Origin of the sequence: Streptomyces sp. Ncost-T10-10d (genome assembly GCF_900091955.1) — a bacterium.
Lineage (GTDB): Bacteria > Actinomycetota > Actinomycetes > Streptomycetales > Streptomycetaceae > Streptomyces.
In genome coordinates, this window is the sequence record NZ_FMDF01000157.1 from 64,531 (window position 1) to 85,544 (window position 21,014).

General features: G+C 68.9%; 15 protein-coding genes and 1 pseudogene. 10 read left to right on the top strand and 6 right to left on the bottom strand.

Going from position 1 to position 21,014, the window contains the following annotated elements; genetic code table 11:
• Complete coding sequence (locus GA0115254_RS28235; protein ID WP_093898113.1) at positions 1–2,919, top strand: CHAT domain-containing protein; 2,919 nt, start codon at positions 1–3, stop codon at positions 2,917–2,919.
• Between the two features lie 276 nt (positions 2,920–3,195).
• Here GA0115254_RS28235 and GA0115254_RS28240 read toward each other — a convergent pair whose 3' ends face one another.
• Complete coding sequence (locus GA0115254_RS28240) at positions 3,196–4,095, bottom strand: YihY/virulence factor BrkB family protein (RefSeq protein WP_256102818.1); 900 nt, start codon at positions 4,093–4,095, stop codon at positions 3,196–3,198.
• 256 nt (positions 4,096–4,351) lie between these two features.
• Positions 4,352–4,903: a GNAT family N-acetyltransferase gene (locus tag GA0115254_RS28245; protein WP_093898114.1), complete on the bottom strand. Its 552-nt coding sequence runs from the start codon at positions 4,901–4,903 to the stop codon at positions 4,352–4,354.
• Positions 4,904–4,951: 48 nt separating this feature from the next.
• Here GA0115254_RS28245 and GA0115254_RS28250 point away from each other — a divergent pair, with 48 nt between their 5' ends.
• Positions 4,952–5,572 (top strand): TetR/AcrR family transcriptional regulator, encoded by a 621-nt coding sequence (locus GA0115254_RS28250; RefSeq protein ID WP_093898181.1) that lies wholly within the window; start codon positions 4,952–4,954, stop codon positions 5,570–5,572.
• Between the two features lie 133 nt (positions 5,573–5,705).
• On the opposite strand, the gene GA0115254_RS28255 is transcribed toward GA0115254_RS28250, so the two are convergent.
• Entirely contained in the window at positions 5,706–7,895 is a 2,190-nt protein-coding gene (locus GA0115254_RS28255) for an LppP/LprE family lipoprotein (protein WP_256102819.1), read from the bottom strand.
• A gap of 157 nt (positions 7,896–8,052) precedes the next feature.
• On the opposite strand from GA0115254_RS28255, the gene GA0115254_RS28260 reads away from it, so the two are divergent.
• Positions 8,053–8,787: a TetR/AcrR family transcriptional regulator gene (locus GA0115254_RS28260; protein ID WP_093898115.1), complete on the top strand. Its 735-nt coding sequence runs from the start codon at positions 8,053–8,055 to the stop codon at positions 8,785–8,787.
• Between the two features lie 640 nt (positions 8,788–9,427).
• Here the strand turns inward: GA0115254_RS28260 and GA0115254_RS28265 are convergent.
• A complete protein-coding gene (locus GA0115254_RS28265; protein ID WP_093898116.1) occupies positions 9,428–10,420 on the bottom strand; it encodes an aldo/keto reductase in 993 nt (330 codons plus the stop codon).
• Positions 10,421–10,495: 75 nt separating this feature from the next.
• Between GA0115254_RS28265 and GA0115254_RS46585 the strand changes: the two are divergent.
• Positions 10,496–10,612 (top strand): annotated as a pseudogene (locus GA0115254_RS46585) (helix-turn-helix domain-containing protein); the annotation flags it as partial.
• Between the two features lie 142 nt (positions 10,613–10,754).
• Here the strand turns inward: GA0115254_RS46585 and GA0115254_RS28275 are convergent.
• The gene (locus GA0115254_RS28275; RefSeq protein WP_093898117.1) at positions 10,755–11,741 is read right to left on the bottom strand and encodes a LacI family DNA-binding transcriptional regulator; all 987 of its coding nucleotides are present in this window, start codon (positions 11,739–11,741) and stop codon (positions 10,755–10,757) included.
• Positions 11,742–12,002: 261 nt separating this feature from the next.
• Between GA0115254_RS28275 and GA0115254_RS28280 the strand changes: the two genes are divergently transcribed.
• The 6 genes from GA0115254_RS28280 to GA0115254_RS44755 all read left to right on the top strand — a co-directional run bounded on the left by GA0115254_RS28280 (position 12,003) and on the right by GA0115254_RS44755 (position 19,676).
• Positions 12,003–12,929, top strand: a complete 927-nt coding sequence (locus GA0115254_RS28280) for a carbohydrate ABC transporter permease (RefSeq protein ID WP_093898118.1) — start codon at positions 12,003–12,005, stop codon at positions 12,927–12,929.
• 5 nt (positions 12,930–12,934) lie between these two features.
• Complete coding sequence (locus GA0115254_RS28285; protein ID WP_093898119.1) at positions 12,935–13,876, top strand: carbohydrate ABC transporter permease; 942 nt, start codon at positions 12,935–12,937, stop codon at positions 13,874–13,876.
• A 76-nt stretch (positions 13,877–13,952) separates the two neighbouring features.
• Positions 13,953–15,293: an ABC transporter substrate-binding protein gene (locus GA0115254_RS28290; RefSeq protein WP_093898120.1), complete on the top strand. Its 1,341-nt coding sequence runs from the start codon at positions 13,953–13,955 to the stop codon at positions 15,291–15,293.
• A 54-nt stretch (positions 15,294–15,347) separates the two neighbouring features.
• Entirely contained in the window at positions 15,348–17,399 is a 2,052-nt protein-coding gene (locus GA0115254_RS28295; RefSeq protein ID WP_093898121.1) for a beta-galactosidase, read from the top strand.
• Positions 17,400–17,436: 37 nt separating this feature from the next.
• Positions 17,437–19,491, top strand: coding sequence for an RICIN domain-containing protein (locus GA0115254_RS28300; protein WP_176740325.1), 2,055 nt, complete (start codon positions 17,437–17,439; stop codon positions 19,489–19,491).
• Positions 19,492–19,523: 32 nt separating this feature from the next.
• Positions 19,524–19,676, top strand: coding sequence for a hypothetical protein (locus tag GA0115254_RS44755; RefSeq protein WP_176740326.1), 153 nt, complete (start codon positions 19,524–19,526; stop codon positions 19,674–19,676).
• 195 nt (positions 19,677–19,871) lie between these two features.
• On the opposite strand, the gene GA0115254_RS28305 is transcribed toward GA0115254_RS44755, so the two are convergent.
• Positions 19,872–20,834 (bottom strand): alpha/beta fold hydrolase, encoded by a 963-nt coding sequence (locus tag GA0115254_RS28305; RefSeq protein ID WP_093898123.1) that lies wholly within the window; start codon positions 20,832–20,834, stop codon positions 19,872–19,874.
• Positions 20,835–21,014: the final 180 nt, after the last annotated feature.

The following is a 21,014-nucleotide window of genomic DNA, read 5'->3' on the forward strand; positions in this document are numbered from 1 at the left end:
ATGCCGGACGAGGACGAGGAGAACGCAGCGGTGACGCAGTTGTACGGGGAACCGTTCGACAGCGGCTTCGCCCTGGCCGAGGAGCATCAGCTGGCTGCCGATCCAGGGGCCGCGTGCGCCGTCTACGAGGAGTTGCTCACCGTGGCCGAGTCCATCGAGGACTCGCCCGATGTGCGGTTCCTGCGGGCGCACCTGCTGTCCGACATCGCGAGTGTCCGGCTCACCGCCACGGACCTGGTCGGGGCGGAGGAAGCCGTCGAGCGGTCCCGCGGCCTGCTCGACGGCACCGCGTCGGTGCCGATGGGGCCGCGTGGTCGTCAACTGTGGCTGGAAATCCTGCTGAAGACGCTGCTCGCCAGGGCCGACCTGCTCCGCAGGACCGGGCGCCTGGACGAGGCGCTGGGGTGTCTGGACGAGGCGGCGGTCAGGCTGCCCGAGTTCGACGATCCCGAGGCGCTGCGTACTGCCGAACTCGGCCTGAACCGGGTGCATCTGCTGATGGATCGGGGCGAGTGGGGATCGGCCGAGGAGCAGGGCTTGATGCTGCTGTCCACCCTGCCGGAGACCCTGATGGAGACCGTGCCGCGGCTGCTGACCGCGCTCGGCCTGATCTGCGCCTCGACCGGACGGTTCGACCCGGCCGAGGACTACTTCGCCCGCGCGGAGGACGGCTTCCGGGCGATGGAGGACACGGGTGAGCTGCAGTCACTGGTCGCCCACCGGGCGTACGCGGCGATGCACCGGGGCGACCTCGACCTCGCGGAGCGGCTGTTCGCCGAGGCATCCGCGGTCTTCGAGCGGCAGGGGCGGTTCGGTGACCTGGCGGTCTGTGAACAGGCCCGTGGCTTTCTCGCCGGCCGGCGTGGCGACACCATCGACGCAGACGACCTGCTGGGAGCGAGCCTGGCCCGGTTCGAACGACTCGGCGCTTCGATCGCCGCCGCCGACACCATGCTGCTGGGCGCCCAGCACGCCTATGACCGGGGCGACATCGAGGCGATGAAGCGGCTGGCCCATGAGGCCCGCGAGGTGTATCAGGCGCGGGAGGTGTACGAGCGGTGTGCACAGGTCGACCTCATGCTCGCGAAAACCCTTGAGCACAACCTGAACCTCACGCACCACGGCGACCACGAGACGGAGTCCATCGGCACCGCACTCTCCCTCGCCCTTCCCGCCGCACTGGCCCTGGAAGCGGCGCGCTACGACTTCGTCACCGCCCACGCGCGCAGTCAGTGGCTTGAACTGGCGGACGAAGCCATGCGGTTGGTCTTTCGCCTCGCCGTACGCCGACAGGACCAGGGGCTGCTCTTCGAACTGGTGGAACACCGCTGCGCGGGCGTCTCCCTGGCCCTGGACCGTACGCCGCTGCCCGCGACGCGCCCCTCACCCCCCGAGTCGGCCGAGGCCGCCGAATCGGTCTTCCCGAGTGCGGCCATGAAGGCCTACGGGCACGTCTACGGCCCGATGACGCTCGGGGGAGTGGCGGCGGAGGCCGCTGCCTCCGCCGGCCTGCGTGTCGCGCCGCCGCCGAAGGTGCGAATGTCGCCGGAATCCGGCCGCGTCGCACTCCAGGAGTACATCGAGGCGGCCGAGTTCCGCTATCACCGGCCGATCGTGAACGAGGAAGAGGTGCCCTTCTGGATCACCGACGACCTGACGAGCCGCCCGGTGGTCCAGGTCCGGCTCGCCGACGCCGGCGACCTGTTCATGACCTGGACGTGGGCCGGCGGCGCCCGGGGGTTCGGCACCGGCCGCGGGCCCGGTGACGAAGTCGACCGGGCGGTGGGTGCGCTGGCCGCCGCGCTGCCGGGGGCGGGCGGCGGAGCGGAGGGGGTACGGCGAGCGTTCGACTCGGGAGCGATGGCCGATCAGCGGACCGAACACCGGCTCGCGCGGATGCTGGCCGAGGCGCTGTGGCCGGAGGGGCTCACGGCGCAGATACGCCAGGTGTCGGCGCGGGCGGGCCGTCCGCTGATACGGATTCAGCCGTCGTCCCGGGTTGCCCAGGTCCCCTGGGAACTGCTCGCCGTCGACGGCGATGTCCGGCTCATCGATCTGGCGGACGTCGTGACCACCGTCCCGGTGTCGCTGCAGCGGCAGGATCCCGCCGCGCGTCCGGCGCCGGACGCGGACACCGACGCCGACACGGTCGTTCTCGTCCTCGACCCCCGGGTGCCCGGATTCCGGGCCGACTCCTCGCTCGGCTCGGTCCTGGGACCGCCCGGCTCGGACCCGGAGGTGCTGTCGTTCGTCCGGAGCCGCCTCGACACGGGCGCCGTCGTACCGTCCGTCGCCACCCCGGCCGAGGCATTCCGCCGCAGCGACCTGGACCGGGACTGGCTGAGCGAAGTGCTCCGCAAGGGGGCACGCAGACTGATGTACGTCGGGCACGTGAGCGGCGCTCCGGTCGAGGGCGGGCAGAGCGAGGACGGCACGCTCCATCTGTGCTGCGGTCCGGGGACCGACGGCCTGGCCGAGCCGATCCGCACCCATCGGCCCTTGTCCGCCAAGGACCTGCTGCTCGGCACGCTTCCCCTGCGCGCGGACGGGGAGCCGGGTGCGCGGATCTGGCCCGCGCCGCCCCGTGTCGCCCTCATCGGCTGCGAGAGCGGCGGCGATCTGCGGTTCGCCGAGTCGTTCGGCCTGGCGACAGCGATGATCCACAACGGTGCCGAGCTGGTCACCGCCACCCGCTGGGTGCTGCCCACCAGCTTCGCCTTCCACCGGCTGGCCGGCCTGGCCGAGTCCGTACGCCCCCTGTCGGAAGCGATCATTGCCGTCGACGCCGCCCACGAGCATCGCGACCCCGTACACCGGCTCGGCCGTTGGCAGCGCGAGCAGCTCGACCACTGGCGCGCCGGCGGCCGCATCGAGCACTCACCCCTGCTGTGGGCGGCCATGACCTGCATCGTCGTGTGACCAGCAAGCGGTCCGCCGGGACCTGACACTCCCCGAGGCCGTCCGTCCGCCGACTTCGGTCTGTACGAAGGAACGGTACGGCGAGCAGATTCTGCCCCGGTGACCCGAGCCGTGCCCGTGGTGACAAGGCAGCAGTTCCCCGGCATGAACATGATGGCGAGTGTCGATCCGGCGCAGCGCGCCACGTGGGCATCGTCGATGAGGTACTGGGTGACACGCCACCATCCCTCGGGGTGGACACCGACCGAGCGCACACCCTTCGTCAAGAAGCCCGTGTCAGGGGCGACTGTGCACCGACCGTGCCAGTTCGGCATTGAACTGGGCGCCGGCCAGCAGGGCGAGATTGGTGAACCAGATCCAGACCAGAAAGACGACAACGCCGGCGAGTGACCCGTAGAGCCGGCTGTAGGAACCGATGCGGGTGGCGTAAACGGCGAACCCGGCCGATGCGACCAGCCAGAGCAACGCGGCGAGCACCCCGCCGGGCAACCCCCGCCGCAAGCCGCCGGCCGCAGCGGGACCGGTACGGAAAAGTACCGTGATCAGGCAGGCGACCAGGAACATCAGCACGGGCCACTTCGCCACCGCCCACAGCGTGTCGGTGGCATCCGCGAGGCCCAACCGGTGCCCCAGCCAGTGAGCCGGCGGCCCGGTCAGCACCAGGGCGAACGCACTGGCCATGAGGAGCAGCAGCAACCCCACAGCGCTGACGACGATGATGTGCGCCTTGCGCAACGCGGGCCGAGTGTCACGTACGCCGTACAGGGCGTGGAGCGCGCGGCGAAAGACGGCCAGATAGCTGGACGCGGACCACACGGCGCTGACGGTTCCCGTCGCGACGAGCAGCCACACCGCACCGTGGTCCTTGGCCGCGGACTCCAGCGGTTCGCGCAGCGCCGCACCGGACTCCGCGGGGGCGATGGCTGTGATGTCGGTGATCAGCGCGTCGGTGGCCCGGGGGTTGGCCACGCTGATGAGGGCGACCGTGACCAGCAGCGCCGGAAGCAGGGCCAGGATGGCGTAGTACGTCAGGGCGGCAGCCCAGTCCGAGAGGTCGTCGTTCCACACGGAGACGGGGGTACGGCGAAGGGCGGCGCGGTAGTGGGCAGTCCGTCCGCCGGGCGCGGCCTGCCGGGGGAGGCGTCCGGCGGCGTTCGGTGTGGTCTTGTTGGGCACGCTGGTCTTTCCGGGGAGGGGACGTGGACGGGCACGGCGCGGCCTGGCGGCACCGGGGGCAGGCAGTGGATCCCCCGGTGTACGGAGGTCCTTTGCTACCGGGATCATTCGCAGTGCTCCGTCCTTCAGGGCGGAGGTGCGGCCCATGAGTCGGACAGCCCGGACACCCCGAAAAGCCGGCGATCCTTGCAGGTCGCCTTCGGCCTCACCGCGTCGGCCCACGGCTACCGCCGTGGGTGCGTGGCGGGGAGTCCGGTCACTGGTGACGGTCTCGCCATTCGTGGGCGAGGATCGCCCACATCTGCTTGTCGTGACGGGTGCCGTCGTAGGGCCAGTACTCGCGTCGTACGCCTTCGAGCGTCATGCCGAGCCGCCGGGCCACCGCGGAGCTGCGCTCGTTGTCGGCTCGGCAGTTCCATTCGGCGCGATGCATCCCCCGGGAGGCGAACGCCCATTTCAGCAGCGCGCGGCACGCCTCTGTGACCAGGCCGTGGCCCTCGGCGGCCGGCTCCAGCCAGCAGCCGATCTCGCAGGAACCGAAGCCGGTGTCGAACTCCACGAACATCACGCCGCCGACCAGTGTTCCGTCGAGCCAGATACCGAAGAGGCGGCCGCCGTCCGCGGCCTGACGCTCGGCGTACCGGCGCAGCGTGGCCCGCGCCCCGTCGAGGTCGACGGTGACGAACCCCGGCCCGACCCACGGCCGGATGTGCTCGCGAGCCCGGTCCAGATGGGCGGCGAACTCCTCGGCATGCCATATCTCCAGCGGGCGGAGGCGGGCGTTGTCCCGCAAGGAAAGGGAAAACATGATGACCCCATTCACATAACAAGCGTTACGATTATGTACCGTAGCAGCATGCCACGCACCAAGGGGAACCATGAGGCTCGCCGGCGCGATGTCTCCGAGGCGGTCTGGCGGGTGTTGGTCGCGCACGGCTTCGGCGGATTGACCATGCGAGCCGTCGCCGCCGAACTCGACGCCACCACCGGCCTGCTCACCCACTACTTCCCCGCCAAACGCGACCTGGTTGCGTACGCCCTCGACCTGCTCGAACGGCGAAGCGCCTCCCGCCCCCGGCGCGCCGCCGACAAGGGCCTGTCCGCCGTGAGGGCCGCGCTGCTGGACATCCTGCCGCTGACCGACGAGGCCACTGACAGCAACCGGATCTGGGTGTCCTCCTGGGACGCCGCGCTCGCCGACCCCGCGTTGCGCGGCGACTACGCCCGCAAGTACGCGCGGAGCCGCGACAAGCTGCGCGACCTGGTCGCCGCAGCCCAACAGCTCGGCGAACTGCCCGGTGGCGACCCGGCCCGCATCGCGGCCGGCGCCCAGTCCTTCGTGCTCGGTCTGGTGGTACAGGCGCTGTTCGACCCCGGGGCGTACCCGCCTCACCGCCAGGCCGAGCTCCTTGACGACTACCTGGCCACGTTGACCTCCACGCCCTCATCCGGTGGCGATCGCGCGGTCCCGTCCTGACAACCGCGCGTCCCGGAACAGTTCGACGACACCGCCGTGCCCGCCGCCCGGTGCGTCGGAGCGTCGGACGCATGAGGGTGGTGCCACATCGCACGTGACACCACCCCACACCGGTACCCGGCGGACCAACGCGTTACAGCGGCTCGTTCGCCGGCTCGAAGTCGGGCAGGGACGGAGTGGAAACGATAGTGGTGCCGTTCCAGCGAACGTGGGCCGTCTCATTTCCTCCCGATGGACAGCAAGTGGGGTCGCTGTCCTTGAAGACCGGCCGACTGAGTGTCACTTCCGTGCCGGTCTGGGCCGAGATCCGAAGCTGGCTGGCGAAGGCGCGCCCTGCGTACCTGTCGCCGTAGAAGAAGAACACACCGGAGCAGTTGCCATTGGCACTGCCGACACAGGAGACCGGGACCGCTCGCAGTGGGCCGGGCATGCCCGCCAACTCGTCCGCCGTGACCGTGCTGGTGTAGTTCTCCTGCTCGATGCGACGCAACGCTGCGGCTCCGTCAATGGTGCCGGACGGCGCCTTGGTGGACGTCGGACATCCGACGAAGTCGATCACATCGGCGGGAGGATTCTTGCCCCGGAGTTCGCGGCAGTCGCGGAGCCAGTCCGGATCCTCCGGATCATCCAGCACCGGCACGAGGTGTGTGGCCAGATGCAGTTGTCCATTTGTACGGGTGAAGACGCTCGTGGTGACCATATCCGACGCCGGGGCATCGGACCAGACGACGGCCGACCAACTGGACCAGCATCGGCTGGTTCCGAGGTACACGTCCGCAGGGGCCCGGAGAGTGGCGGCTACGGCGGCCTTCAGCTGGGCGGAGGTCGGACAATGATTCGCCTTCGACGGGTCCGCCTTGGGTTTGGCAGCCGCCACTTCACCGGGGCCCGACTCCCAGATCGTCGTGGGTTTACCGAGCGGGAAGGCGATTTCGGCGGATCGTTCCTCGCCGAGAAGGCCCGGGATGATGCCTACGCCTGCGGTGCCCTCGGCGAAGAACTTGACCTTGGCGTTCTCCTTGAGCACGTCGATTTCGGACTCCAGTGCCATTCCTGTGCCGACATGCACCTCGGCGACGAGCAGGTCGATGACAGGGCTGGCTTCCAGCGTGATCCGCCACCCCAGCGTCGCCTTGGCCTTGAACTCGGCCGCTCCGACCAGATCGACCGTGGGCTTGGGCGGCCAACCGGTCGTGGTGACGGAGTTGTCCTGTTGCCCGATCCGAGCCGTGACTCGGTAGTCGATGGGGTTGCTGTACTCGATCTTCGCGCCGGCTCCCCCCTTCAGCTCGCCGCCCAAACGCCAGGACAGCTCGGGGACCACCTTGAACGGGCCGACCCTCAAGAGCTGTGCGGTGACGTACGGGGCGCGCATCCGGCCGAGTTCCATGTCGTAGGTGCAATGGGTGGAGACGGGTGAGCCGAGCGTGAGCTTGGTCGTCTCCTTCACGTGCATGGTCACGGTGCTCTGGGTCCAGCCGATGTCGGTCCCGTCCATGCCGACGACGATGCCGTTGTTCTCAGCCTTCATCAGGGGCAGGGAAGCACCGCACTTGAGACCCTTGAGTTTGCCCTTTCCTTCCATGGTGTCCAGCTTGAGCGTGCCTTCCGACTGGCCCTCGGGCTCCGGATCCGCAGGTGACCGCAGAGGCGCTCCGTAGGCGGCGAGAGCAGGCCCACCCTCCTGGTCCTTGTCCGGCGTGCCGAAACGCAGAACGGCCTTCGGTATCGCCTCGCGCAAGGACGCCTCTTCCGTCCGTACGATGAGCCGGCTGTCCCGCTCGCGCACACTCCGGATCTTGCGCACCAGGCCGTCGGGCGTCAGCGGCGTCTCTGCGGCGACGACGAAGTCACCACTTCTCAGCGACCGGGCATCCCGGGACGCGCGGGCAAACACCAGCTGGGAGCTGCTCGGCGGTTCCAGGAGACCGGTCGATTCGGGATCCAGGACCGTGGTCCTGTCGGAGACGGCGATGCGGTAGTCGACCGTGACGCGTGACGACTCGCCTCTGTCAGCGACGGCGGTGAGCACGTCGTCCGGGGTGTAGTAGGTGGCATGGGAGGCCTTGACCGGTGCTGGTGTCACTCGGACGGTTCCCGGAGGTACCGACAGGGTGGTGGAGGCCGTGACCGACTGCTTGAACCCCTCGGCCCCGGTGACGGTGACGGTGGGGTGGGCCTTGCCCGGAAGCCCCTTGATCTCGATCGTGAGGCGGGTGTTGGCGGATCTGTGGGTCTTCCAGAGGGTCACCCCGCCTCCGGCCAGTAGTGCGAGTGCCAGCAGGCCACTGAGCCACCGGCCCCGTCTGCCTTGCGTGATCATGCGCTATCCCTTCACGGCGCCAGGCTGAGGCGTGACACCCATCAACAGAGTGAAGAGTATTAACCACATAACATGGCGTCGTTGCAACTCGGTCCGTACTGTCAACTCCACGACCCAGTAGGCGACTTGTCCCGTTCCAGGTCACAGAGAGGCACGAATGCGACCCTTCGCCGAGGAAAATGCCGATCGACCGACGTCACGTCGCGAGCGCCTGCGCGCCGAGCTGGAGCAGGAAGCGCTCGCAGCAGCGCGCCGGCTCATCGCCACACAGGGCGTTGAGGCCCTCAGCCTCTCAGCGGTGGCCCGAGAGGTCGGGGTGACCCCACCCGCGCTGTATCGCTACTTCGAGGGCAAGGCCGGCCTCACCCTCGCTCTCTACGAAGCGATCACCCGTGACTTCGTGTCTGCCGTCGCCGAGGCAGCCGGAGCGATCGAAGCGGAGGACTTCGCCGGCCGGCTCTACGCGGCCACGCGCGCCGTCTTGGAGTGGTCGGTGGCGAACCCCGGTGAGTTCGATCTCCTCATGGGAGCCGGCTATGCCCGGCTGGTCGCCGCCGGCCGCCCTGTCGACCAGGTACTCATCCGGGAACTGGGCGGCCTGTTCGGTCAGACCTTCGCAGAGCTGTGGCGTCGAGGCATCCTGGCGTACCCCTCGGAAGGAGAACTGGAGCCGCATCTCCGGTCGCAGGTGACGGCCTACGGAAAGCTCATGCAGCACGACTACCCGCCCGGTGTGGCCATGGTGATGATCACGTGCTGGCGGCAGATCTACGGACTGCTCTGCATGGCCGTCTACGGGCACATGGCCTCCTCGTTCGACGACTACCTGCCCTTGTTCGAGAACATGATGGACGACCTCCTCGCCCTGTGCGGCGTACCGCGCAAGCGATGACTATGCGTCCGCACGCTCGCCGACGGTGGTTCGGCACCGGTGCCACGCCCCTCCGGCCGGCGCTTGTGCCGGAAGGCCGTGGGGACCTGCTGGCCCTGCCACGATGCGGCCCGGCGGCTGCGCACGGAGCTGGAGGTTTTCCTGCGCGCCGGGCCGCACGGCTCCTCAGGCCGACGGGCGACCTCGGTGAGCAGTGCGCCGCTCTCGGCAGCCGGATGTCTGTCCGCCGTGGAATCCGCAGTGCCCGCCCCGAACGCGAACGTGGGCACACTGCTCCAACGCCCGACGGGGGCGTCCACCAGCTGCGATGCCCGGACGACCCACCGGACGGGCAGCGGGCCTCATCCGATGCCATTCTGTCGACGACCGGCCGGCGTTCACCCGGCGGCTGCTCGCCGACGGCGGCGGACCGCTGCCCTGTTCATCGAGGTCAGGGTTGGGGCCTCGGCGGCTCCGCGGACGAAGGCCGAACCGCGGAACGGGCTCAGCCAGTTGGAGATGACCGACGCCGCCCGAGCTGATGCGGGACTTCCGGAGGTACGCGGTGGACGCCTGACGCGGCAACGACGAGCCGCCCCGCGGGCCGGTCCGCACTCCCGCCGACCGGCCCGCGCTCAGGTGGGGGTGCCGGCCGCCCTCGTCAGGCCAGCAGCGTGGCGATCTCCGTCAACTGCTCCTCCCGCAGCGGCCCGTGGGCCAGTGCCCCGGCGTTCTCCTCCGCCTGGGCGACCGTTCGGAATCCGGGGATCGGCACGGTGTGCGGGCTGCGGGCCCAGAGCCAGGCGAGGGCACCCTGAGCGAGGGTGCGTCCGTCCGCTGTCAGGGCCTCGCGTACGGCATCGACCCGCGCCGCCCACTCGGGCGCCGCGCTCCCGCCCGCCCCGAACCACCGCAGCCAGGCCGGCGGGGTGGCCCGGATGTCGCCCGCTCCGCCGCGCCGCTCGGGGTCGTACGCGCCCGTGAGGAGCCCCATCGCGAGCGGGCTGCGGTTGATGCTCGCAAGCCCCAGCTCCGCACAGAGAGCGAGCATCTCCGGCGCGTCCTCCAGCACATTGCAGGCGTGCTGCACGGCGACGCAGTGCGCGCCCTCCGCGAACAGTGCGGCGCGCACCGGGTCGTCGGTGCTCCACGCGTAGGCCCGGATCAACCCCTCGGCCACGAACTCCTCACAGGTGTCCCGGAGTTCCGCGGCTTCGTCGAGTGGCGCGTCGGACAGATGCAGCTGATAGAGGTCGATCCGGTCGGTGCCGAGCCTGCGCAGTGAGGCGACGAGCGCCCGGCGGGCGTACGCGGGGGAGCTGTCGCCCCCGATCAGCGTGCGGGCCCGCTCGTCGAAGCGATTGCCCCACTTGGTGGCGATGACGACGTCATCACGGCGCCCGGCGAGAGCCCGGGCGAGAATCCGTTCGCTGTGCCCGGTCCCGTACACATCGGCCGTGTCGAAGAACGTCACGCCGAGCTCCAATGCCCGCCGGAGCGCCGCGACGGACTCCTCGTCCTCGACCCTGCCCCACCCGAGCGGATTGCCGTCCGGGTCCGCCCACTCGCCGCCGATGGCCCAGCATCCGAAGCCCAGCGCACTGACCTCGATGCCGTCGCGCCCCAGGTCTCTGCTCTTCGTCTCTGTCTTCATGCCTCAGGAGGCTAGGAGTTGAAGTGCGCACGAGGGCAAGTGCCGCGTCCGGACCTGGCAGGCATGCCCTGCAAGATGCTCAACGCCACCGCCGGGCTCTTCACCGAACGCGGCTGGGCGCGTACGACCATGGAGGATGTCGCCCGCACCGTCGAAGTCGGCGTCCAGACCGTGTACTTCACATACGGCAGCAAACGCGCCCTGCCGACGGAACTGCTGGACGTCGCAATCGCCGGCGACACCGACCCCGTCGCGACCCTCGACCGCCCCTGGTCCCGCGCCGCCATCGACGAGCCCGACCCCGCCAGGCCGCCTCACGTCCCCCGGCACATCGTCAGCCGCGTCCGTGCGCCGTGCTGTCCCGCACCACGAGCCGTGTGGGCACCAGCGTCGTTCCCCGCTCTGCCTCGCCCTGCCGTACCTGGCGCAGGGCGCTCTGCACGCAGCGGCGGCCGACCTCGGCGAAGTCCTGGTGGACCGTGGTCAGCGGGGGAAGGAACGAGCCCGACTCCGGGATGTCGTCGAAGCCGATGACCGAGACGTCCTGCGGAACCTTGCGGCCCCGCTCGTCGAGGGCGCGCAGCAGGCCGAGCGCCATCTGGTCGTTGGCGGCGAACACCGCGGTGCAGTCGGCCTGTTCGGCCAGGTGGAGGCCTGCGCGGTAGCCCGACTCCGCCGACCAGTCGCCCCGCACGAGGGGTGGTGGCACGCGGCCCGCCTCCTCGAGTGTGCTGCGCCAGGCGTCCGTTCGACGTTGCGCCGCGTACGACGTTTCCGGTCCGGCGAGGTGCCACACCGTGTGGTGCCCGAGGTCGAGCAGGTGCAGTACGGCGTCCCGCGTGCCGCCCGCCTGGTCGGTGTCGACGACCGCATACCGGTCTCCGGCGTCCGAGTCCGCCACCACGATCTTCACGTGCGGTGGCAGCGACAGGCTCGCCGAGTCGAGCAGATGGACCTCCATGATAACGATGACCGCGTCCACCGCCAGCTCACCCAGCCGGGAGAAGGCGCCGCGCACTTCGTCCTGGGTGGGGACCGCGACCGGCAGCAGCGTGACCGAGTACCCCTCCTGTGCGGCTGAAGTCGCGATGGCCTCCAGCGTGCGCATGTTGCCCGTCGTGGACAGCGTGAATGTGATCACGCCGATCGTGCGGAAGTCGCCCCGCTTGAGCGCGCGGGCCGCGCTGTTGGGCCGGTAGCCGAGCTCCTTCATCGCCGCGAGGACCCGTTGCCGCGTCTCCTCGTTGACGCCGGGGAAGCCGTTCGAGACGCGGGACACCGTCTGTGAGGAAACGCCCGCGACCCGGGCGACGTCCGCCATCGACGCGTTCTGTGCACGGCGTCGGCCACCGGGCCTGCCTTGCGCCGGGGCGCTGTCCGTTGCTCCCACCGTTTTCCCTCACCAGCTGTCTCGTTCGTATACCGAGAGGCGGACTCTTGACCGTGATCAACGGGGCGGTGTAGACATGCCGCCACCGAATGTTTACGTAACCATAACAGCCGTCGGCCCCTTGCGCGTCGGAATGGTTACGCAAACATCAAGGTCACCACCCGCGAGGAATGTACGAGCGAGGGACGCGAGATGACGACGCTTCAACCGACGGCGGCCACAGGGCCCCGCCCGGCCGGACCACCGGTGCGACAGGCGCGTCGCTCGTGGACGGGATGGGGGTTCATCGGCCCCTTCGTCCTCGTCTTCGCGCTGGTCTTCCTGGCGCCGCTCGGGTACTCGATCTATCTGAGCCTCTTCAGGACCCAGCTCGTGGGCGGCACCACCTTCGTGGGCCTGGGCAATTACCAACAGGCCCTGCAGGACAGTCAGTTCTGGGACGGAGTCGGGCGCGTCGGCCTGTTTCTCCTGATCCAGGTGCCGATCATGCTGGGCCTCGCCCTGCTGGTCGCGCTCGCCCTCGACAGTGGCCGCCTCTACGGCAAGGACTTCTTCCGGATATCCGTCTTTCTGCCCTACGCGGTGCCCGCCGTCGTCGCCTCCCTCATGTGGGGCTTCATCTACGGCACCCGCTTCGGCCTGGTCGGCGACCTCAACGACGCGTTCGGCGTGAAGCTGCCCGACCCGCTCTCCTCCGACCTGATCCTGGCGTCCATCGGCAACATCGTGACCTGGGAGTTCGTCGGCTACAACATGCTGATCTTCTACGCCGCGCTGCGGGTCGTCCCGCATGCGCTGTACGAGGCGGCGGAGATCGACGGCGCCGGACAGTGGCGCGTCATCTCGGCCATCAAGCTGCCGGCCATCCGCGGCGCGCTCGTCATCGCCACCATCTTCTCGATCATCGGCAGCTTCCAGCTCTTCAACGAACCCGCCATCCTCCAGAAGCTGGCACCGAACGCGATCACCACCGACTACACCCCGAACTACTACACGTACTCGCTGTCCTTCTCCGGCCAGCAGCACAACTACTCCGCGACGGTCGCCATCGTCATGGGCGTGATCACCATGATCGTCGCCTATGTCGTCCAGCTGCGCGGCATGCGCAAGGGAGCGTGAGCCCAATGACCGGGCTGAGCAGTACCACCACCGCTTTCCGGCCCCCGGCGCCGCCGAAGTCCGCCGCCTCGCGCTTGCGCGCCCCGCGCCGCCACACCCCGGGACGCCCCAAGCGCAGTGTCCTGCTGACCGTGCTCACCGTCGTCGTCCTGCTCTACAGCCTCGTACCGCTGCTGTGGCTGCTGATCAGCGCCACCAAGACACAGCAGGGCCTGGCGGGCTCGTTCGGCCTGTGGTTCGACGGGGACTTCGCCCTGTGGGACAACATCACCGAGACCTTCACGTACCAGGACGGTGTCTTCGGCCGCTGGCTCCTCAACACCCTGCTGTACGTGGTGGTGGGCGCGGGCGGCGCCACCTTCCTGGCCGTCCTCGGCGGGTACGCGCTCGCCAAGTTCGACTTCCCGGGCAAGCGGGGTGTGTTCGCAGTCGTCATAGGCGCGGTCGCGGTACCGACCACGGCGCTCGCCGTCCCGACGTTCCTCATGTTCAGCAAGATGGGTCTGACCGACACCCCGTGGGCGGTCATCATCCCGTCGCTGATCTCGCCGTTCGGCCTGTATCTGATGTGGGTGTTCGCCGCCGAGGCGATCCCCACCGAGCTGATGGAGGCCGCCCGCATCGACGGCGCGGGCGAGGTGCGCACCTTCTTCCAGGTCGCGCTTCCGCTGCTCGCGCCCGGCACGGTCACCGTTCTGCTCTTCACCACGGTCGCGACGTGGAACAACTACTTCCTGCCGCTGATCATGCTGAAGGACCCCGACTGGTACCCGCTGACCGTCGGACTCGACGCGTGGAACAAGCAGGCGTACGCGGCCGGCGGCGAGGTCGTCTTCAACCTGGTGATCACCGGCTCGCTGATCACCATCGTGCCGCTGATCGCCGCGTTCCTGCTGCTCCAGAAGTACTGGCAGTCCGGTCTCGCCGCCGGAAGCGTCAAGGAGTAGGCGCAACAATCCAGTTCAACCTTCATTTGTTTTCTGAAAACCCTCTGTAGGACCACGACGAAGTGGAAGCATCGCCATGTCCAAGCACCCCCGCCGCCTGCTGCGCGGCATTGGTCTCGTCTGCGCCCTCGCCCTCGGGGCGACCGCCTGCGGCGGCTCCGATGACGACAACTCCAGCCAGAAGAAGGTCGGTTCGGCCGACATCCAGGCCGCCCTGAAGAAGGGGGGCACCGTCACCGTCTGGGCGTGGGAGCCCACCCTGAAGCAGGTCGCCGCCGACTTCGAGAAGAAGTACCCGAAGGTCGACATCAACCTGGTCAACGCAGGCACCAACAACGACCAGTACAAAGCCCTGCAGAACGCGATCTCGGCGAAGAAGGGAGTCCCCGACGTCGCGCAGATCGAGTACTACGCGCTCAGCCAGTACGCGCTGACGAAGTCGGTCGCCGACCTCAAGCCCTACGGCGCCGAGAAGCTCGCCGACTCCTACTCTCCCGGCCCGTGGAACTCGGTGCAGGCCGGTGACGGCATCTACGGCCTGCCCATGGACTCGGGCCCGATGGCGCTCTTCTACAACAAGAAGGTCTTCGACAAGTACAAGATCGCCGTGCCGACGACGTGGGACGACTACGTCGAGGCGGCCCGCAAGCTGCACAAGGCGGACCCCAAGGCGTACATCACCAGCGACCTCGGCGACGCGGGACTGACCACCAGCCTTCTGTGGCAGGCCGGTTCGCGTCCGTACAAGGTCGACGGCACCAAGGTCGGCATCGACTTCACCGACGCGGGCGCGAAGAAGTACACCGAGACCTGGCAGAAGCTCATCGACGAGAAGCTCGTCTCGCCGATCGCCGGATGGAGCGACGACTGGTACAAGGGCCTCGGCGACGGCACCATCGCCACGCTGCCCATCGGTGCGTGGATGCCCGCCAACTTCGCCTCCGGTGTGAAGGGCGCCTCCGGTGACTGGCGCGCGGCCCCGCTGCCGCAGTGGACCAAGGGGGCGGCGGACAGCTCGGAGAACGGCGGCAGCTCGCTCGCTCTGCCCGAGCTCGGCAAGAACAGGGAACTCGCTTACGCCTTCGTCGAGTACGCCAACTCCGGTGCGGGCGTGCAGACCCGCATCGAGAACGGTGCGTTCCCCGCCACCACGAAGGACCTGAACTCAGAAGCCTTCCAGAACACCGAATTCCCGTACTTCGGCGGCCAGAAGGCCAACAAGGTCTTCGCCGAGTCCGCGAAGAACGTGCCTGCCGACTGGAAGTACCTGCCGTACCAGGTGTACGCCAACTCGATCTTCAACGACACCGTCGGCAAGGCCTACATCTCCGGCACGAAGCTCGACCAGGGCCTGAAGGCGTGGCAGGAGGCGTCCGTCAAGTACGGCACGGAGCAGGGCTTCACCGTCGAGAAGTAGCACCAGAAGCCTTTGAAGTTCGCCTTCGCACCATAGGACCCCGGAAGGACCTGCATGACCTCCCCCCGCATCTCCCGTTTCCCGTACCCGGCGGGCAGCGACGGCCGCCGACGCCTCGGCTACGGCGCCGATTACAACCCCGAGCAGTGGCCGCGAGAGGTGTGGGAGGAGGACGTCCGGCTGATGCGCGAGGCCGGCGTGAACATCGTCTCCCTGGCGATCTTCTCCTGGGCCCGGATCCAGCCCACCGCCGACACCTGGGACTTCGAATGGCTCGACGAGGTCATGGACCTGCTGCACGCGGGCGGCATCGGTGTCGACCTGGCCACCGCGACCGCGTCTCCGCCGCCGTGGCTCACCACCGCCCACCCGGATATTCTGCCGGTGACCGCTACCGGCGAGACGCTCTGGCCGGGCGCACGCCAGCACTGGCGGCCCACTTCGCCGGTCTTCCGCACCCATGCGCTGCGCCTGGTGAGGGAGTTGGCGACGCGCTATGCCGGCCATCCGGCCCTGGTCGCCTGGCACGTCAACAACGAGCTGGGCTGCCACAACGTCTACGACTACTCCGACGACGCCGCCCACGCCTTCCGTACTTGGCTGCTCCGCCGCTACACCACGCTCGAAGCCCTCAACCACGCCTGGGGAACTGCCTTCTGGTCCCAGCGCTACAGCGACTGGGACCAGATCCTGCCGCCGCGCCTCGCCGCCTCGCACCCCAACCCGACGCAGCAGCTCGACTTCAAACGGTTCTCGTCGGCCGCGCTCAAGGACCATCTGCTCGCGGAGCGCGAGGTGCTGCGCGAGCTGACCCCGGACGTGCCGGTGACCACCAACTTCATGGTGATGGGCGGCACCAAGGGCATGGACTACGCGGACTGGGCGGACTCGGGCGCGATCGACTTCGTCGCCAACGACCACTACGTCACCCCAGGCCCGCAGGACCGCGACGAGCTGTCCTTCGCAGCCAACCTGACCAGCGGTATCGCGGGCCACCGCCCGTGGTTCCTGATGGAGCACTCCACCAGCGGCGTGAACTGGCAGCCCGTCAACCTGGCGAAGAAGCCCGGGGAGCTGGCGCGGGACTCGCTGCTGCACGTGGCGCACGGCGCCGACGCCGTCTGCTTCTTCCAGTGGCGCCAATCGGCGGCCGGAGCCGAGAAGTACCACTCGGCGATGGTGCCGCACGCCGGTTCCGACAGCGAACTATTCCGCTCCGTAGCCGAGTTGGGGCGCACCCTCGAAGCGCTCGCGCCGATCGCCGGAGCCGGGCGCGAACCCGGCCGCGTGGCCGTCCTGTTCGACTGGGACTCGTGGTGGACCAGCGAGCACGACTCCCACCCCACCTCGCGGCTCGACTACCACCGCGAGGCCCTCGACTGGTACTCCGCACTGCTGCGGCTCGGTATTCGCGCCGACGTGGTGCCTGCGCACCGTACCGACCTCTCCTCGTACGACGTGGTGATCGCGCCCGTGCTGCACGTGGTGCCCCAGCCTTTCGGCAAGGCGCTGACCCGGTACGTCGAGGGCGGCGGACACCTCGTCACCACGTACTTCTCCGGCGTCGTCGACGAGAACGACCACATCTGGCTCGGCGGCTACCCCGGCGCCCTGCGCGAGCTGCTCGGCATCCGCATCGAGGAGTTCGGGCCGCTTCTCGACGGCGCCACCGTCGATCTCGACAACGAGACGACCGGCAGCCTGTGGACCGACCGGATCACCGTCACCGGGCCGGACGTCGAGGTGCTCGCCCGCTACCGCAGCGGGACGTACGCCTCTCGCCCGGCCATCACACGCTGCACGACGGGCCACGGTTCGGCCGCGTACGTCTCCACCCGCCTCGGCGCCGAAGGCCTCGCCGCACTGCTGCCGGATCTGCTCGCACCGGCCGGCGTGACCAGCGAACTCCCGGACGAGGCACGAGGAGCGGTCGAGCTCACCGTGCGCCGCGACGCCGACAGCCGCTACCTCTTCCTGGTCAACCGCAGCGACGTGCCGGTGCCGCTGCCCGGCGTGACCGGTGAGCTGCTCGTCGGACCCGCGACGGAGGGCGGCCTCGTACTGCCGCCCCGGGACGTCGCCGTGCTCCGGCAACCCGCCCCCTGAATCGCACCACAGCAGTACCAACTATCCGCCCACACATATGATTTGGGAGCACACGTTGGCACGCCATATCCGCACACGACAACTCCTCGGCCTCGTCGGCACCGCCGTCCTGGTTTCCGGAGCCGCCCTCACCACCGCCCCGCCCGTGACGGCCGCAGCGTCGACAGCCGCCGTCACGGTGACCCCCGACCCCTCGTACCAGCAGCAGAAGTTCGAAGGCTGGGGCACCAGCCTCGTCTGGTTCGCCAACGTCACCGGAGGCTACCCGCGGGAAATCCGCGAGAAGCTCGCCGACCTCCTTTTCGGTGACGACGGGCTCGCCCTGAACATCGCCCGCTACAACATCGGCGGCGGCAACGCCCCTGATGTGAAGGACTACCTGAGAGCCGGTGGAGCGGTCGAAGGGTGGTGGAAGGCCCCCGAGGGCACCACCCGCGACGACACCGACTGGTGGAGTGCCGACGACGCGGCGGACTGGAACGAGAACGCCGACGCGACGCAACGCTGGTGGGTGAACCGGATCAAGGACGACATCGACCACTGGGAGACGTTCAGCAACTCGCCGCCGTACTTCATGACGGAGAGCGGCTATGTATCCGGCGGCTTCGACGCGTCCAAGGATCAGCTCAAGACCGAATCCGTCGACGACTTCGCCGCCTACCTGGCGGGCGCCACGAAGCGTCTGGAGAAGGCGGAGGGCATCAAGGTCGACACGGTCGACCCGTTCAACGAGCCCAACACCAGTTACTGGCGAACACAGTTGGGTGCCGACGGTGAGCCGACCGGCGGACGCCAGGAAGGCGCGCACATAGGCCCCGAGCTCCAGCAGAAGGTCATACGCGCCCTCGCCCCCGCCTTGAAGAAGGCGCGGACCGGCGCGCAGATCTCGGCGATGGACGAGACGAACCCGACCACGTTCACGAAGAACTGGAACACCTATCCGGCCGATGTGAAGGACATCGTCGGGCAGATGAACGTCCACACGTACGGCACCGGCGGCCGCACCTCCGTGCGCGACCTGGCGAAGGCGGCCGACAAGCCGCTGTGGATGAGCGAGGTCGAGGGCGACTGGGGCGACGGACAGTCCTTCACCGACATGCGGCCGGGACTCGGGCTCGCTCAGCAGATGGTCGACGACCTGCGTGAACTGGAGCCCACCGCCTGGGTGTTCTGGCAGCCCGTCGAGGACTACGACAACATGAAGCCCGGCGGCGAGTCCGCCAAGGGCGGCAACTGGGGCGAGATCCAGCTCCCGTTCAGCTGCACCTCGAAGGACACCCTTGAGAGCTGCCCGGTGTACACGAACACGAAGTTCGACACCGCGCGCAACTTCACGCACTACATCCAGCCCGGTGACAGCCTGATCAAGACCGACGACACCAGCAGCGCCGCTGCCGTCTCCCAGGACGGCAAGAGCGCGACGGTCGTCCATGTCAACAAGACCACCGACGTCCGCACGGTGTCGCTTGATCTGTCGAAGTTCGGCCGCATCGGCAAGGGTGCGACCGTCACCCCGGTCGTGACCAGTGCCGACGGCAAGCTGGCACGGCACGACGCCATCCCGGTCAGCGACAAGAAGGCCACCTTCACGGTGCCGGCGCAGTCGGTGACCTCGTTCGTCGTCGACGGGGTGTCCGGTGTCGCGAAGGGCGCGGCGACCCTGCAAAAGGGGCACACGTACGAGCTGACGGGCGCGCAGAGCGGCAAGGACCTGACCGTCGCCGACGACGGCAGCAAGCTCGTCATCAAGGCCGGCGCCTCCGCAGCAGGCCAGCAGTGGCGGCTGCGGCAGATCAGCGGTGAGGGCGCTGAGAACCGCAAGCGGTACGTGTTCACGAGCGCGGCGAGTGGCAAGCGTCTCGCCGTACGCGACGACGTCCCGGTCGTCGAATCCGACAGCGGGCGGCGTGACGCGGCCACCCAGTGGATCATGTCGTCGACCGGCGACGGCGCCTGGACGCTCGTCAACGCCGGGACCGGCAAGCTCCTGGAAGTCGGCGGGCAGGCCACGAACGACGGTGCCTCCGTCACCACCTGGCAGCCCAACTCCGGGGCGAACCAACGGTGGAATGTCACCGATGTGACGCCGTAGACGTACTGGTCCCCACCGAGCGGTGTTGAGGGATGCCCGAAGTGGTCGTCGGTGATCCGCATGGTCCGGGCGCCATCCGCGTTGAAGCCGGGATCGGCGTCGACCCCCGGGGTGTCCCGGCCGACGATCCCGGCTTCCAGCAACTCGCGTACGAGCAGGTCGGCCATGCCTGCGGCGCGCCGTGATGCGTCTCTGCACTCCGGCCGGCATCGGCCCAGGTCAGCGATATCCTGAGCGAGCTCCGGTGTGCGGGCACCTTGGCTCTGCCCAGGGACAGATCACCTCGTGGGCGCTGCTCCACCTGCCTCCCGCCCCCGCGATTGACATCGCCGTCACCGGCGGTTCCGCACGAGGGGACGGTAGGCCGAGCCTGTCCGCCGTCAGTGGCGGGCGCGTCGCAGCCGGTGGCCGAGAAGAACAGCTCCCGCACCGACGATCAGGGACGCCCCGGCGAAACGAGCGAGGACGGTCCTGGCACGTGCGTCATGCGCGGATCCGCTGGCTGCCAGGGAGGGCCGGGCGGAGTCGGGAGCTGCAGCCGCCTGGAGGATCAGGTCGGCGACCGCCTCGGGGTGGGCGATCAGGGACACATGTGAAGAGTTGATCTCCACCGTGTGCGAGCGGGCCCGCTTTGCCTGGAAGCGTTCCTGATCCGGGTCGATGGTCTTGTCCTGCCGGCCCACCAGTGCCCAGGACGGTATCTGCTTCCAGGCCGCGACCTTGGCCTTCTCCGAGAAGGCGGTCGTGGCGGCGGGCCGCTGGGTGACCCCCAGCAGCTTCGCCTCGCTCTCCGGCAGGTCTGCGGCGAAGACCTCGTGGACCTTGTCGCGCTTGAGGTACAGGTCGGTCCCACTGCGACCGCTCTCCCGGAACGGGACGGAGTCGGTGGCGGTGCCCAGTTCACTGGGGAACCGCGCGCCCAGCGACATGCCGCTCTCGCCCACGTCGGGCATCAGAGCCGACACGTACACGAGCGACTTCACCTTGGGGTTTCCGGCCGCGGCCGAGCTGATTACGGCGCCGCCGTAGGAGTGGCCCACCAGCACGACGGGGCCCTTGATGCTGTCCAGTACCGAGGCGATGTAGGTGGAGTCGTTGTACAGACCGCGCAGCGGGTTGGAGGGCGCGATCACCGGGTAGCCGCTGCGCTCAAGGCGCGAAATCACCCCGTCCCAGCTGGAATTGTCGGCGAACGCGCCGTGCACCAGAACCACCGTGGGTTTCGCGCCGGGAATGTCGCCGTCCGCGACAGCCGGGACTGCCGTCGTCGTGCACAGGACCAGAGCACATCCGGCGACGGTGACGTGCGCGCGCGATATGCCGGAGATCGCCGATGAGGTCATGCTGTTCTCGCTCTCCTCGATGCCAACAGCACCTCAGCGTTCACACAGTGGCGCCGCCGGGCCCGGCAGTACCCCCCAACCGGGTGAAAGGCGCGTGCATCGGAGTGATTGGCCGGTTTCACCTGGTGTGGCAGTACTTGCTTCCGGGTGCGGAGCCCGGGTTGCCGGTCACCTCCGCAT